Raw genomic sequence first — 15,547 nt, forward strand, 5'->3', positions numbered from 1 at the left:
CAGGTTTTTAAAAAATCAACAAAAAGTGTCTTTTTTCTTTACGAACGTCTATTTGTCTGTTTCCATACTTCGGCATGATATGATATTGAGAGAGCCACCCACTCCAAACGACGAAAGGCAGTATAGATCAAATCTCCTAATCAAAAACAGAATATGTCAAAAATAATCTGGATTTATTCAAGGATTGAATTTCAAAACAGAACTAAGGACAAACTTAATGAAATTTGTTCTTTCTTGACTCCTGACAATCTTGTTCCTAATCCCCACAAGATCCATCTGAATGGGAAATGTGCATATGGAATTCTCAACCCCAAGAATAACATTTCTTTTAAAAATGACTCAGTGTCTTTAGGAGTATTTTTCGGAAATTGTGAAAATTGGAGCAGCCCGGGGACAGAAGTACCTGATGGGAATTTTGCTTTGTTCCGATCTAATGAAAACATGAGTGAAATAATTACGGATGTTTCGGCAAGCAGAACTATTTGGTATTATTTTAATGATGAGGTGTTCATAGCAAGCACATCTCAATTTGCCATCACTAAATACATAGATTCTTTTGTAATTAACAGACTTGTTATTCCATGGATGCTCACTACAGGCACTCTTGGTCCCGGAAATTCATGGGATGAAAGGATAAAGAAAATGCCGCCAAACTCTTTGTTAACACTAAACCACTCCAATTGGAGCATTGAGTTGTTTACCGAACAAATACCGTTCGGAAATCCCAAAAGCAAAGAAATAGGTCAAGAGGAGTTGAATGAAAAAATATTTGAATCCTTTAGGTCAATTGATCTAGGAGGAGTGAACTGGACACTACCCCTTTCAGGCGGATACGATAGCAGAGGCATACTTTTCTACCTGAAATCAACTATTGACGAGAAGATAAAGACAATTACCTGGGGATTACCCGATTCAATTGAAGACAGAACGTCAGATGCCTACATTGCAAAAAGGCTTACTGACCTGCTTGATGTGTCGAATAATTTTGTAAAAACAGACTTCTCCCAAGAGACTTTTCAAATAATCTTCGAAAGGTTTGTCAAAAATGGTGAGGGAAGAATTGACCACATCAGCGGGTACTTAGATGGATTTAAGATTTGGAATGATCTCCATGAGGGGGGGATTGACCTAATAATACGAGGTGACGAGAATTTCGGATGGCATTCAGCAGCAACGGAAAAAGACGTATTGAGCACATTAGGCATTAGCTACTATAATGAATACCCGTTCCTAAAAGAGCATCTAGAAAGATATTCCTTCATTCAGGAACTGCCACAATCATTAAAGAAAAGATCAGAAGAAACCATTCCCCAATGGAGGGATCGATTATACCACCAATATCGCCTTCAAAATCTGATTTCTTGTTTAGGAGAATTGAAATGTTCTTATGTTGAACAAATAGTTCCACTCTTAACAAAAAACATCTTGAAGGCTACATACTTAATGCCTGACGAAAATAGGACAAACAAAATCGTATGGAGGAAAATCGTTGAGGGTTTTGAACCGAGAATAGAATTTGCATCTTCGGCGGCGATCGCCAATACCGAAAACATTTTCCATTCGGAAAAGGTTGTTTCATTTTTGAAAGCTTATCTTTCATCCCATAAAAACAACGAAATGTTTGACGAAGGTTTTATGAATGAAATTATAAGAAACGTACGGCATAATGAAAAAACATTGACACATATACAAAAACTCACTTTCAAGAAATTTATCAAAAAGTTTATCCCTGATAAGGTCTATAGCAAAATTAAAAACGAATTCCAAATTAAAAGAGACATCGATCCGAATGTTCTTGCCTTTCGAGTTTGTATAATTATTTTCATAAATGAACTGTTAAGAAATTGACAATGCCACTTAAAGTTTTTTTTATTGAAAAGTATATCATGAAACTGATTTGGAGTGAACCCGAACCGACAGGAGGGGCCTCTGTTCAATCTCTGGTTTGGATGTCTGCCCTACACAAACTAGGTAATTCTGTATTTTTAGGAAAGCTTAAAGATGACAAAAAACCAGTCAATAAGTTCTACGGCTGGGTCACTCTAGTGCCCTTATATGATTCAACCAAAAATTATATTGCCGTTTGGTTTTCTTATAGGTTTCCTCGAATTTTTAAAATAATCTCGTCATACAATTTCGATATAGTTTACACTTCGATGCCAACCTGGCATTCTCTATATGTTGGAATAATATGTAAGATCACTGGTACAAAGCACGTTATTAGGATTGCTAGTGATGTAAACGTAGATAACAGGCTCAAAATCCACCACCCTTTCTACAAACACTACCATATCTTATTAGCATACAAAATTGCCGATTTGATAATTGTCCAAAATGATTACCAAATGCAAAGTTTATTGAATAAAGGACACAATTCACGCCTTGTTAAAATACCGAATCCGATTGTAATTAAAAAAGAATATTTCAAACCCAAAGTATCATTCTCCGGGCACATCGCTTGGGTAGCAAATTTTCGTAGAGTTAAGAATATGGGGTTGTTGCACGATATCTGCAAGATACTCCCTAATGAAACATTCAAAATCGCGGGTGTTGAATTATCAAATACAGACAACGAAACTATCGAAAGCATAAAGCTTTTAAAAACCCTTCCAAATGTGTTTTTTTGTGGGAATATTGGTCGGGATAGTATAATGGAATTCTATTCTAATGCTAAGTTTCTTTTAAACACATCGGATTTTGAAGGATTTAGTAATACATTTTTAGAGGCTATGGCGTCTGGAACACCAATATTGACAACAGCAAACGTAAATCCTGATGGAATAATCGAGAATTTCAAACTAGGTGTTTTATACAAAAGCCCTGAATCATTAAAGGAAATACTTGAAGCAATGTCTCTTGAAGAGTATTTGGAATATTCGAATAATTGCTTGAAATACGTTAGTGAAAGCCATGACTACATAGCGCTTGGCACAAAACTTAATATTTTGTTCAATTCGATGATGAGTAAGAAAAAATATCAAAATTGACTGTATATCTATATAGTTTCAATTTCGAATATTCTTTGAAAGAACAAGAAGTAAATGGAGAACAAATAAGTGAAAAAGTATCTTGTTATCGATGCCTTTTCTATACAAAAACACATCAAGCCAGAATCTAATTGGAATTTTTTTTTGTCCTTCAACAGGACCGTGTCGAATTAAGATTTGGAATGTAAAAAATAAAAAACCAAAAGGAAGACTATGTTTAAGGAAATGGTTGCCTCAGCAACAAACAAGCGATTCTCTGATTTCAGATTCTATTACAATTACCTAGGTAATAAAATATTCATGGCCTTACTTTTAAGTTTCTCTGTAGGTCTAATGGATGGCCTAGGGTTGGCTATGTTCATACCATTGTTGCAAATGGTAGGTGGCGAGGGGTCAAATGTAGAGAGCGAAAAACTGGGAAACTTCGAGTATTTTCTTAATCTACTCAACTACATAGGGTTAGAATTGAATCTTGTTACCGTCTTGATCATCATCCTTTTCTTTTTTACATTGAAGGGAATCGCAAGGTTTTTCGAATCGTATTTTGCGGTGATTTTAACGACAAGCTTAACAAAAAAGGTCCGCGTAAAAGCTGTGCAATGCATTGGAAACATTAATTACCAATACTTCATTAAGGTTGACTCAGGAAAAGTTCAGAATACTCTTAGCGGTGAGATAGAGCGTTTAACTAATTCATACAGACACTACTTCGCGGCATTACAATCAATAATGACGATAATAGTGTATGTTACTCTTGCATTCCTTACAAATCCGCAATTTGCGTTACTGGTTGCGGTAGGCGGGTCGATTTCCAACTTAATATATACACAGCTTTACAAGAAAACGAAGGCAACTTCAAAAAAAATAACTAAAGGAAATCACGTTTTCCATGGGTTAATGATGCAACAAGTCCACAATTTCAAATATCTGAGATCAACAGGCCAGTTGGGAGTATTTACAAAAAGACTGATTTCCACAATTGATGATCTCGCCAAAAGTTTCAGAAAAGCTGGATTTTATAATGCAATCCTCTTATCAACGAAAGAGCCTCTTTCTATATTGGTAGTTGTATCAGTAATCCTCGTACAGGTAAGCTACTTTAGTGCTGATCTAGGTCCAATTATTCTAAGTTTGCTTTTTTTTTACCGCTCGTTAAATCAAGTAATCAGCTATCAAAACAGCTGGAATAGTTTTCTGAATTTTTCGGGATCTCTCGAAAACTACAAGGAGTTTATCGACGAACTTGAACAGAACCGTCTTTCCTTTAAAGATGGAATACGCCTTGAAAAGATAGATTCTCTATCAATTAAAAATGGTTTTTTCTCCTACGGAAATAAGCAGTTCTTGAACAATATAAACTTGGAAATTGCCCATAATCAAACCGTGGCCTTTGTAGGACAAAGCGGAAGCGGAAAAACAACGCTGACGAATATTCTTACAGGTTTACTGTTTCTCGACAGAGGAAACATGTACGTAAATGGCCATGAAATTAGCTCAATTCACTTAGATACTTATCAGTCCAGAATTGGCTACATCACGCAAGAACCGGTAATCTTTAACGACACACTTTATAACAATATAACGTTTTGGGCTCCCAAGACAGACAAAAACCTTTCAAAGTTCAAAACCTGTCTTGACATGGCATCATTATCAAATTTCTACGATGGTCTGCCTGACAAAGAGGATACGCAACTTGGAAACAATGGAATAATGGTCTCCGGAGGACAAAAGCAAAGAATCGCAATCGCAAGGGAAATCTTTAAAGATGTCGATTTACTAGTCATGGACGAGGCCACCTCAGCATTAGATACAGGAACCGAACGTGAAATACAATATTCATTCGAAAAATTGAAAGGAAAATTCACTATGGTTGTAGTGGCACACAGACTATCTACAATAAAATCAGCAGACATCATTTATTATCTAAGTGATGGAAAGATAACCGGTTCCGGTAACTTTAGCGGATTGAAAAAAGAATCAGCAGAATTTAGAAGGATGGTTGAGATGCAAGGAATAGATTAATGCTCAACATTATAATTTTCTTACTATAAATCTTCAATCTCCTTGACAAAATACCTTACTCTCTCTTCGATTGATTGGTATGAGATTTTGAGCTCCTCCCATGCAGTATTACGCAATTGTTCGATAAACCCGTCGTCTTCCAAAACCCCCTCAACTTTTGTCAATAAATCACTGCCATCCCAGAGAATCGGCACATAGGTCCTATCGGGCTTATAAATGTCTGGCCAAGTTTCTATATGGGCCATATCAGGCTTTATCAGTACACTGCCATTGATTATGGCCTCAAAGTCCCTAAAGCAAATTTCACCAAATCCAAAAGGACTCAAAACCGCTTTTACATTCCTTAATTCTAAGTTGTACTCGGGTTTAGCAATCTTGCCTGAAACAAAAAGAGGGTTGTTGGAAACAATTTCCAAAAAAAGCTTCCTCTGATAGTCTATGCCGGACCTCTTCGGTTCATAATTGAATCGAGCTTGACAAACAACATGTTTCGGACTTGGGCAAGCTTTAAGATTTGGAAATCTGCCAAAAATACGGCTTAGAACCAACGGACCAAATAGCTTGTACATAATCGGAAAATAATCAGGACGGTTCCAACGGGAATGATTAAAATATTGCCCTATTGCCAGGTTCCATCCTATTCTTAGCTTTTTGTTTAATTCCCCCAACTCTGGTCTTTTGGGGGCCACTGGATAGGGAATCATCTCTACACCGAACTTATTGAAATAATAATCCGTAAAAATCTTGTTGCCATAAAGTTCTTTGGTATACAATGAACGGTCTTTGAATACCTGTTTCTTAAAATACAGATCAAAATAAGGCAAGAAACCAAGGTACTCTGATTCACTTCCTGCATTATCCTCGAAAAATACCAACTTACTATACCTGGCTCTTATTCTTTCCAAAAAATGGATTCTTTTTTCATTTTCAAGTGTCCTAAAGAACTTTGAAAAAACAACCAAAGTACTATTCTTATCATATCTAACTAGTTTATTTTCATCATCAAAGAAATTAAATTTCGTGCGATTCTCGCTGATCCAAAACGGATAAAGGGTGAACCTAGACGAAATATTGTTAGTCGAACAAAACAGAAGTGAAATATTCTCCTTCATATCATTTTTTCAATTTACTCATGCTAAACTGATTCTGGAAAATTTACCTTCTTTTGCCTCCCTGAATGAATTTCATCTAATGCGAATGGTAAGCAAAGTATCAAATAAATCATTATCGAACTTTGAACATTGTTAAACCTACCCGTGACAAAGAAAATTGAGAATACAAGCAAAATAAAGAAAAACTGCATGTAGTCGAATTTAGTTGATGTACGCCTCCATACAGAAAGAAAAACGGTACATACCATAGATAAGTAGAGAAACAAACCAAAAAAACCACCAGAGTGAACTAGCACGGTAAGGTCAGTATGAAGGTTTCTGTCTCCAAAAACACCTTTTCCATAATTCCCTTTAGCATCGAACAGCCTAAACCCAAACCATGGATTATAATCATAATATACAAACAAATCATTGTATACCAGTCCAATTTCCTGAATTCGTTGTTCCTCTTCTAAACTCTTATCGTCCAAATTTCTTAACTCATACCGTTCTTTAAGCATCCCCAAAAAACCAGTACTAGTTATCACAACGAGTGTTACAATAGAAATCACACCAACCAATCCAAGGAGTTTTTTCAGATTTTTGAATTCAACTAGATTGACAAGAGAAACGAAGGCTCCCAAAATCGTTAACAACATTACAGTTCTTCTTAAGGAAAGTAAAACCAAAAAAACTGTTATCAGGAAAACAAGCAAGTATAGCGGTTTTTTGTCCTTAATCGCCCTTTGAAAAACAACGTAACAAGCCAAAGGCATTATATTGAAATTGGCAAAAATTATCTTTCCAAAAAGCACGCCGCCCGATATCCCATACATCATTCCAGGATTGAATTTAAACAGGGTTGAAAATAACGCATTTACGATAAAAAGAACCAATATCAGAATCGCACTAAAACTCACTTCTTTAAACACAACATCTCGAGGATATTTTTTATATATCTCCGGAATGACACCAATCAAGAGAAACAAAGTAACTACTTCCAAAAAAGCAGAGCGGATCTTCACTAAATCTGGGACATCCAACGCAAGCAAAGAAAAATACAGTACTATAATTATTGAAAAAATATTTTTGAAAAAAAAAGGGAGATGGTATATCACATAGTATCCTAGAAAGCATATGATTAGCAATTGATAAAAGGAAGTCGGTAAAGATGAATCAATTATGCTATAGACGAAGAAAAACAAGGGAAAATATACAACGGACAATGCACCTTTCCGTACTAGCATTATAGGGAAAAAACCCAACACAAATGCCTCAGAAAACAAAAAGAAAAGTTTCATCAATTAACCATTTGGACACAAACACATTATTCGAAACACCACTGAAATTAACATAGAATTATTCGCGGACCGGAATCAAGATCGAAACTTAAATGGGAATCACGTTATGGGATTAAGTTTAAAATCACACCTACCAAGACTCTTTCAAGGATAACTCCATAGTTAACTAGTAAGAGATAAAAGAAACGACAAGACTGATTTGTTTATGCTTGGGTCTCCTGGGAAACTTCAAAGGCCCTTATTTACTCAGGTTCTTTTTGAAGCTATTTTTTTCTTCTTCCCAGATTCTTCATAATAACCATAATTGTATCCTTTGTAGGCAAGATCCTTAGCCGATACGCCATTCAAAATAGCATAAAGATGTTGGATCCCTTTCTTTGTTTTGAGATCATTAATATCCTCTATAAAAGACATTTCACTAAAATTTTGCCTCAAAACAAAAAGGATCATATCGACATGTTTAGCAACCTCTAAAGACTGTGAAATCAAGCCCACAGGTGGGGTATCTAAAACGACTACATCATATCTTAACTTCAAATCTTTAACCAAAGATGCAAATCTATACGAGCCCAATAGATCTGACGGATTTGGTGGAATGACTCCAGCATAAATAATATCCAAAAATGGATTTTCGGTTTTTTGGATAATATCTGATTCTGAGTCAACTTGTTGGCTCAAGTAATTAGAGAGGCCGATCTTGCTTTTCAATTCAAAATCACGCATCGCATTGGGTTTGAACATGTCACAACTAACAAGAATCGCCTTCTTTTGATTGAGTGCATAGATCGACGCTAAGTTTATTGCGGTAAAGGTCTTTCCCTCACCCGCTAGAGTAGACGAAACAGCAACTGCAAGCTTTTGGTCCATAGGTACAACAAAAGAAATATTGGTTTTCAATGCCCTGAAAGACTCAGCAATCGCGGACCGAGGTTCCCTCAAAACCACAAGCGAACTATCTGCCTTGTTTTGGGGAATCTTGGCCAGAAGTGGCATAGAAAGTAGAGATTCCAATTCCTTCGGATCCTTCACTCTATTATCGATGATAACAATAAACCCTATTATTACCACTGGAACTATAAAGCCAATTACAAGAAAAATCAAATAAATTGCCTGTTGTTTTACCTTAATTGGATTGCCACTTGCCTGTGCATACTCCACGATCTTATTCGCCGCAAAATTGGAAGCCATTGCAATGGCAGCCTCTGCCCTACGCTGCTGCAAATAATTATAAATGGACTCATTCAGGTTCCTGCCTCGCTGTATTCTCACCAAGTTTTGTTCGGTGGAAGGCAGACGGCTAAACTGTCGGTTAATTGAATTGATACGTATTTCCAAATCGTTGATTTTCATTTGGGCGGAATTGGAGAGATTCCGGATCAACTCCAGTATCGAGGAGGATGCGTCTTGTATTTTCCTATTAAGTTCCCGCACTCGCGGTGATGCTTCTGTTTGGGAAAACAGGAGATTGGACCGTTCGGATTGTAAGCTAATTAGTGAAGATATCAACGAATTTAATGTTGGGTCTGAAATACCAAGTCCTGACGGCGCAATGATTTGCTCAAAGTTTCCGTTTTGGAGATAGCTTTTCAATTCTTCAAAATAATCCTTATTGAACCGTTCTCTTGCGAGTTCCGCTTCCAGGCTAGTAATTTGTTGAAATACTGTATTGCTTTCCGCAGCTATGTCATAGGTCCGATTACTGCTTCTGAACGACTGCAGGTTATTTTCAAAATAGCTCAAGGTATCTGATACACCCGCAATTTGTGAATCGATGAACTCCACCGTATTCCTTGCCATACGGTTCTTTTCCTCCAACTCCATATCCAAAAACACCTCCATAAGCGTATTCAGATAATCAGCTCCTTTTTGGGGATGGGACGTGTTTAGCATGAGTCCCAACACGGATGCCACCTGTTCAACAGCAAAAACTTGGAAATTGTCACCTGTGTATTCCGAGAGGAGAGAACCTTTTGTACGCAAAAGAATCAAGACTTCGCCTTCGGGAATATTCTTCATCAAAGTCACCTTGATTTTCACCAAGGGGTGTTCGGTGAACTCTTGAAACTTGGAACTGAATTCAGCTTCCGCCGACAGATCAATTTCTTCACCAGAGGCACCTGGCGTGTACCGAAAATACTCCTTTCCGGGAAACGAAATCGTGTATTTATCATTGGATTTCCACGAAATCTTTATCTTATCGGCTAGAATTTGTGGATGTTCCCAATCAACCTGCACATGTATCGGCGAGCTCTTGTACAATTCGGTATCTGTAAGAAGTCCCGGCTCGAAATAGTCCACATTGAAATCCAAACGTGCCAATGCACGTTCCGCAACCGGACGGGATTTCAAAAAAATGGATTGGTTGACCACCCATTGATCTTGGTTGCCATTGAACTGTCTGTTTAGACCAGTGAGGTTAAGTATGCCATTATTGTTGTTTTCTTCTTTGATGAAAAACTTGCCATTCACCTGGTATATTGGAGGCGTACTTTTGTTGATAAAAAATCCAACAGCAAGGGCAATTACGATTGAAATGGCTATATAAGGCCAATATTTCAAATACTTCAACAAAAATTTGAAAGGATCAAATGCTTGTTCTTTTTGTTCATTTCCGTTCATGGGCGAGTAGATATTATTATTGAAAAAACTCAGGTTAGTTTGTGTTGGTCGTAGTATATACAAGGAGTATCACTGTGACGAGACTTATCAACAACTGGGTGGTCTGTAACAGTGTGACACCCGTTCCAATCTCCCGTACTTTCATCGGTTCCGCATATATCATGTCATTGGGCCGAAGAAAGTAAAAGTCTGAAGTCATGATTTCTTTATGATTGAGGTTGATGCGATGCACCTTGGACCCCTCCGGATATTGACGAATGAGCATGATGTTGTCACGCTTTGCTGTGACTGTCAGGTCTCCTGCATTGGCTATGGCTTCAAAGATGGTGACCCGGTTTTGGAGGATGGTATATTTCCCAGGTCGGGCAAATTCTCCCAAAGCAGAGTATCTGATTCCGCCGAGGCGTACCCGTACAAAATTGTCTTCTCCCCTTACAATCTTTTCAAGTTCCTTTTCTATTAATTCCTTTGCTTGGTCTGCCGTCAAACCAACCAGCTTAAATTTTCCTAAAACCGGCAATTCCACAAAGCCTTCATCATTGAGGGTATATCCACTGAGGTAGAATATATCACCGCCGTTCATCATTCCCCCCATCATCATTCTGCCTCCCATACTAGACGCACCCGAAGAATTGATATCAAACATTTGGTTGAGCAGTGGGTCAGGTGTCTTGATATTGATCTCTACGACATCGTTGTACTGTAGTAGATATTCCTCAAATTGGGAATTGACCATTTCCCCCAATGAAAAAGCATTTTGGTCTTGGGGGAGATCCTGCATATAGATTACACGCTTGTTGGAAATACAACCGAAGGCAGTGAAAGCGATAAATAGGCAAGAGAAAAGTTTTTTTCCTAAATTCATACAAATAATAAGTTGTTTTGCGGATAGATAAATTCGTCCAAGGGTGATTTTGGAGGTGCTAAATTATTGAATTTTCAAAATACAAAAAAACGTATTTCATGTATTTTTTTATGCACTTTGATTTTTAAATCGCTTTTTCTAGCCAAATATGTGAAAATTAAAGCAATAATCCCGAAAACAACAAACGATTTCAAGCAATTGTCGCGGAGGAAACATCGTTTGAAAAGTACCAAAATATATATTGTAATGACGAATTCGATTCATCTACACTAAGTTTCTGCCCAATTCCTCACATATTGCTCTCGGTTCGTATCAGAGCTGCATGACATTGTTTTCTAACCTAAGAAATATTTCCAAAGGCTAAGAAAGTGTGTCCATCAAGTCCTGCATCTTTCTTGAGAAATCGATGCGAAGTCTGGAATCATCCACCATAGAGTTGTGATCTCCCTCTACTTCTACTGGAAGGACAGCTTTTGCATAGTTATCCCAACCATAAAACTTCGTATCACCCACCAAGAACGTCTTGATTTTGGCCTTGAACAAAACAATTTCCCCGTTATATCGGGACAGCACATAATTGTCCATAGCTTTATGGTTGATTTTTCGGATTTTTTCGATGGTCAGGAATGCGTCGCTCTCCAAATTTGACTTTTCTTTATTGAACCACCTTTGTGCAAATCCTTTCTTCCGGGCGAAAGAATTCATCTTCATCCGCTTGAAAGAATCAGGATGAAGGATGGCTAGTTTCACATCTACTACCCGTTTTTCCAGTTGCTGCGATACCTTCAGCTTGAATTGATCCCAAGCATCCATTTTGGTATCGGATTGATAGGCAGACACGTCGAACAAGAAGACTCTTCCCAAGGGTTCCCCTTTTGATTTTATCTGCTTGGCCATCTCAAAGGCCACATAGGCACCAAACGATTGCCCACCCACATGGAATGGACCTTTCGGGTGTACCTGTCTAATTTCTTCCAAATAGTACGCTGCCATCTCTTCGATGGTGTGCAAGGGTTCCTCTTTGCCATCCAAACCCTTGGCCTGTATCCCATACACGGGTTGTTCAGCATCCAAATGCTCAGCCAATCCATAGAACGGCGTAATGTTGGCGCCTGCGCCATGGATCAAGAAGAGTGGGATTTTGGAGCCATTGGGCTTGATGGGTACCACCGATTTCCAAGAAATCTCCACCTCGTTCTGCGGATGGAGAAGCCGCGCGAAATCCTGCAATATCGGAAACCGGAAAATACTGTTCACCGGGAGCTTCAGCCCTGTTTCCCGTTCCAATAGAACCATCAATTCCACCGCCATTAGGGAATGTCCACCCAACTCAAAGAAATCTGATTTCCGATGGATCTTTTCCCGCCTCAAGACTTTTTGCCAAATTCCGGCGACGGTTTGTTCAAAGCTGTCCGCGGGTTCCTCTACCGGTCCCGCTTGGTCATTCTGCCCTTGCTGGGGTACCGGAAGCCTTTTCCGATCAACTTTGTTATTTTGCGTCAGGGGCAAGGCATCCAACACCATCCATTCGGCCGGCACCATGTAATCCGGCAGGGATTCCTTCAAATGGGCCTTGATTTCAGTGAAGAAGCGGGATTCTTGGGATTTGGTCTCTCCATCTTCCAAAACCAGGTATCCCACCAGGTAATTGTTGCCGTATTTGTCAGGGACAGCATTGACAGCAGCCTGATGTACCCCAGGTATTTGATTCAATTTCGATTCTATCTCTCCCAATTCAATCCTGTAGCCCCTGATTTTAACCTGAAAATCAATCCTTCCTAGACATACAATTTCGCCATTGGCGAGGAATTTGCCCAAGTCGCCGGTACGGTAACATTTGGTAGTGCGCAAATCGGGTCCGGGGTCGGCTATGAATTTCTCGGCAGTCAATTCGGGACGGTCGTGGTAGCCTTCAGCAACCCCAAGGCCTCCGATGCAAATCTCCCCTACCCTACCCATCGGGCAGTGCTGACCCTGTGCATCCAAAATATAGATTTGGGTATTGGCAATCGGTCTTCCGATGCTAATGTCTGTGGACTTGGCAATGCGCTTGATGCTGGACCAAATGGTCGTTTCGGTAGGACCATATACGTTCCAAAACGGGCCTACGCGCTCAATGAGTTTCTCAGCCAAATCCTCCGACAAAGCTTCACCCCCACACAACAACTTGAAAGCGGGTGATTTTGACCAACCTGCCAAGATCAACATCCTCCAGGTAGCAGGGGTTGCCTGCATCATCCCGATTTGGTGCTGCTCCATCAATTGGAGCAAAGCACGTCCGTCTTTCGCCTGTTCGGATGAAGCAAGCAGCACCGTCGCACCGGCAATCAAGGGTAGAAACAATTCAAGACCTGCGATATCAAATGATACCGTCGTGATGGCCAACAGCGTCTCTCCCGCACTCAATCCGGGTTCTTGCTGCATGCTGACCAAGAAATTGAGCAGGTTGCCATGGGGAATCCGGACGCCCTTGGGCTTACCCGTAGACCCGGAGGTGTACAGGATATAGGCTAGGCTATCAAAGGGGGGGACTTCAAAATGGGTTTTGTTGTTTTTGGCAAAGGGGTAGACATCCTCCAAGGCCAATACGGGCAAGAGGTCCGCAAAATTCCGGCTGTACTGAGGTTCGGTCAGCAACAATTTCGCACCCGAATCCTGCATCATATAGCCCAATCGCTCTGTTGGAAAGCCGGGATCCAAAGGCACATAGGCCGCCCCCAGTTCCAAAACTCCCAGCAATGCCGGAAGCAGCTTTTCGTTCCTGTCCAACATGACCGCCACCACGTCCCCGGAACGTATCCCTTGTTTGGCCAAATGTTCTGCCAAGCCATGGGAAAACCTCCTCAAGGTAGCGTAGTCCATGGATTTTCCGTCAGCAATCAGGGCTGCTGCATGCGGGTTGGCTTTTGCGTTCTCCCAGAATATTTCCAAAAAGGAATGCCGTACCGGCAACTCGATTTCGGTATTGTTCCATTCCCGCAGCTTCTCGGCCATCCGATCGGCATTGAATGTCCATATTGAGATGGGTATTTCAGGGCTATCGACAGCCTGTCGGATTATATCGGTAAATCCCTCCATCCAATAGGAGACAGTAGCAGGAGAAAAGAGGTCTGTATTGTAAGACCATTCCAACACAAGCGTGCCAGCAGCGGAACTCAGGTTGAGGAATATTTCAAAGGTCTCAAACTTCCTGGGGTTGGAAATCAACTTGTGCTGCAGCCCTTCGAAGCGGATCGGGTCATCCATGCCCAAATCCACGTTGAACATTATGGGCACCAAGGGGATGCGGGAAGGGTCCCTTGGAATACCAAGGATTTTGATCAGGTTGCCAAAGGTGAATTGCTGATGATCATAATCATCCAACAATTCGGACTTCCGCTTGGCGAGGTATTGCTGAAAATTGAGTTCCGCTTGGATCTTTGTTCGCAATGGCAGGAGGTTGACGCAATGCCCCACCAAAGTCAGGTTCCCCGTCGCAGCTTGCCCTGCCGCAGGCAAGCCGTAGACGATATCTTCCTGTCCGGTGATTTTGTGCAGGAAAATCTCAAAAGCGGCCATGATGGTGTTTACAAGGCTCGTATTGCTTTTCTTGCTGAGCGTTTTCAATCCATCGACCAAGTCTTGGGGCAAATGAAAATCATCCCTTTGCGCGTTGTAAGTTCTTTCCTTTGGCCTGGGTCGGTCTGTCGGCAGTTCCAACTGGCTCGGAACGGGCGTGAATTTCTCGACCCAATATCTTTCTGTTTCTTGGTAGGCCTCCGATTGGGAATAAGTCTCCATTTCTGCCGCATACTGGGAAAATGGCATCGGCTGAGGCAATGTTGGTTCTTGGCCGGAGACAAAGGCATTGTATTGCTGGGAAATCTCTTCCATCAACAGGCCCAATGACCATCCATCTGCAATCAGGTGATGGGCGGTAATGGTAAAATGATAGTGTGATTCAGAGAATTTCAAGAGCGAAAAATGAATCAGGGGTCCCTGTTGGAGGTCAAATACCCTCAAAACTTCCCCTTCCAAAAATGTGCTGAGGGCATTACGTTGGGAATCGGCATCCAGGGAGGAATAATCCTCTTTTTGAAAGGGAATGGGCATTTCCTCATAAAGGATGAATTGTTTTCCATTGGGCGCAAACGCCATACGCAGGGCCTCGTGCCTTTCTACCAGACCATAACAGGCCTTTTCAAGACAGTCAAGGTCCAAGCGGCCTTGGAGATCCAAGGAAATTGATTGGTTGTAAGAAAGATTGGCCTCTTTTCCCCCGAGGATGCAGGAAAGCCAAACTTCCTTTTGGGCATCGACCAGTCCGCCTACTTTTTCGATGGCAGGTCCCTCGAAGGGGTTGTGGGCCGCAGAATTCAATTGCATGGGTGAAGGGTGATGGGTTGGAAGTTTAGAAAGTTTTTGAGGTTGTAAATTTAAAAGGTTATAAAGTTATTGAGTTATTGGGTTATTGGGTTATAAAGTTATAAAGTTATTGGTTCAAAAGGTTACTACTATGCTACTTGTTCCCGTCATGCTGAACCGTAGCTTGCGGAGGTGAAGCATCTCCAAATTAAGGAGACCCTTCGTTCCTCAGGGTGACGGTTCACCAATCTGTCATTGGTAGGCACGAGGGGTCTCCCCCATTCCAACTTGAGATTCTTCGGCCCCTTGGGCCTCTGA

The 15,547-nt window shown here is 40.5% G+C and carries 8 protein-coding genes; 3 read left to right on the top strand and 5 right to left on the bottom strand.

What is annotated here, in order from left to right; genetic code table 11:
• Nucleotides 1-153: 153 nt before the first annotated feature.
• The 3 genes from L0U89_RS03515 to L0U89_RS03525 all read left to right on the top strand — a co-directional run bounded on the left by L0U89_RS03515 (nt 154) and on the right by L0U89_RS03525 (nt 5,009).
• Nucleotides 154-1,848, top strand: a complete 1,695-nt coding sequence (locus L0U89_RS03515; RefSeq protein WP_234860254.1) for a hypothetical protein — start codon at nt 154-156, stop codon at nt 1,846-1,848.
• A gap of 38 nt (nt 1,849-1,886) precedes the next feature.
• Nucleotides 1,887-2,987 carry a glycosyltransferase family 4 protein gene (locus tag L0U89_RS03520; protein ID WP_234860255.1) on the top strand — a complete coding sequence of 367 codons (1,101 nt, stop codon included), beginning with the start codon at nt 1,887-1,889 and terminating at the stop codon, nt 2,985-2,987.
• Between the two features lie 213 nt (nt 2,988-3,200).
• Nucleotides 3,201-5,009, top strand: coding sequence for an ABC transporter ATP-binding protein (locus tag L0U89_RS03525; protein WP_234860256.1), 1,809 nt, complete (start codon nt 3,201-3,203; stop codon nt 5,007-5,009).
• A gap of 23 nt (nt 5,010-5,032) precedes the next feature.
• Here the strand turns inward: L0U89_RS03525 and L0U89_RS03530 are convergent, their stop codons facing one another.
• The 5 genes from L0U89_RS03530 to L0U89_RS03550 all read right to left on the bottom strand — a co-directional run bounded on the left by L0U89_RS03530 (nt 5,033) and on the right by L0U89_RS03550 (nt 15,250).
• Nucleotides 5,033-6,121: a hypothetical protein gene (locus L0U89_RS03530; protein ID WP_234860257.1), complete on the bottom strand. Its 1,089-nt coding sequence runs from the start codon at nt 6,119-6,121 to the stop codon at nt 5,033-5,035.
• Between the two features lie 23 nt (nt 6,122-6,144).
• The gene (locus L0U89_RS03535) at nt 6,145-7,104 is read right to left on the bottom strand and encodes an O-antigen ligase family protein (RefSeq protein ID WP_234860258.1); all 960 of its coding nucleotides are present in this window, start codon (nt 7,102-7,104) and stop codon (nt 6,145-6,147) included.
• Between the two features lie 543 nt (nt 7,105-7,647).
• Nucleotides 7,648-9,417, bottom strand: coding sequence for a GumC family protein (locus tag L0U89_RS03540; protein WP_234860435.1), 1,770 nt, complete (start codon nt 9,415-9,417; stop codon nt 7,648-7,650).
• A 637-nt stretch (nt 9,418-10,054) separates the two neighbouring features.
• Nucleotides 10,055-10,885, bottom strand: coding sequence for a polysaccharide biosynthesis/export family protein (locus tag L0U89_RS03545; protein ID WP_369413237.1), 831 nt, complete (start codon nt 10,883-10,885; stop codon nt 10,055-10,057).
• Nucleotides 10,886-11,245: 360 nt separating this feature from the next.
• Nucleotides 11,246-15,250, bottom strand: a complete 4,005-nt coding sequence (locus L0U89_RS03550; protein ID WP_234860259.1) for a non-ribosomal peptide synthetase — start codon at nt 15,248-15,250, stop codon at nt 11,246-11,248.
• Between the last annotated feature and the right edge of the window lie 297 nt (nt 15,251-15,547).

Source organism: Mariniradius sediminis (genome assembly GCF_021491425.1).
GTDB classification, from domain to species: domain Bacteria; phylum Bacteroidota; class Bacteroidia; order Cytophagales; family Cyclobacteriaceae; genus Mariniradius; species Mariniradius saccharolyticus.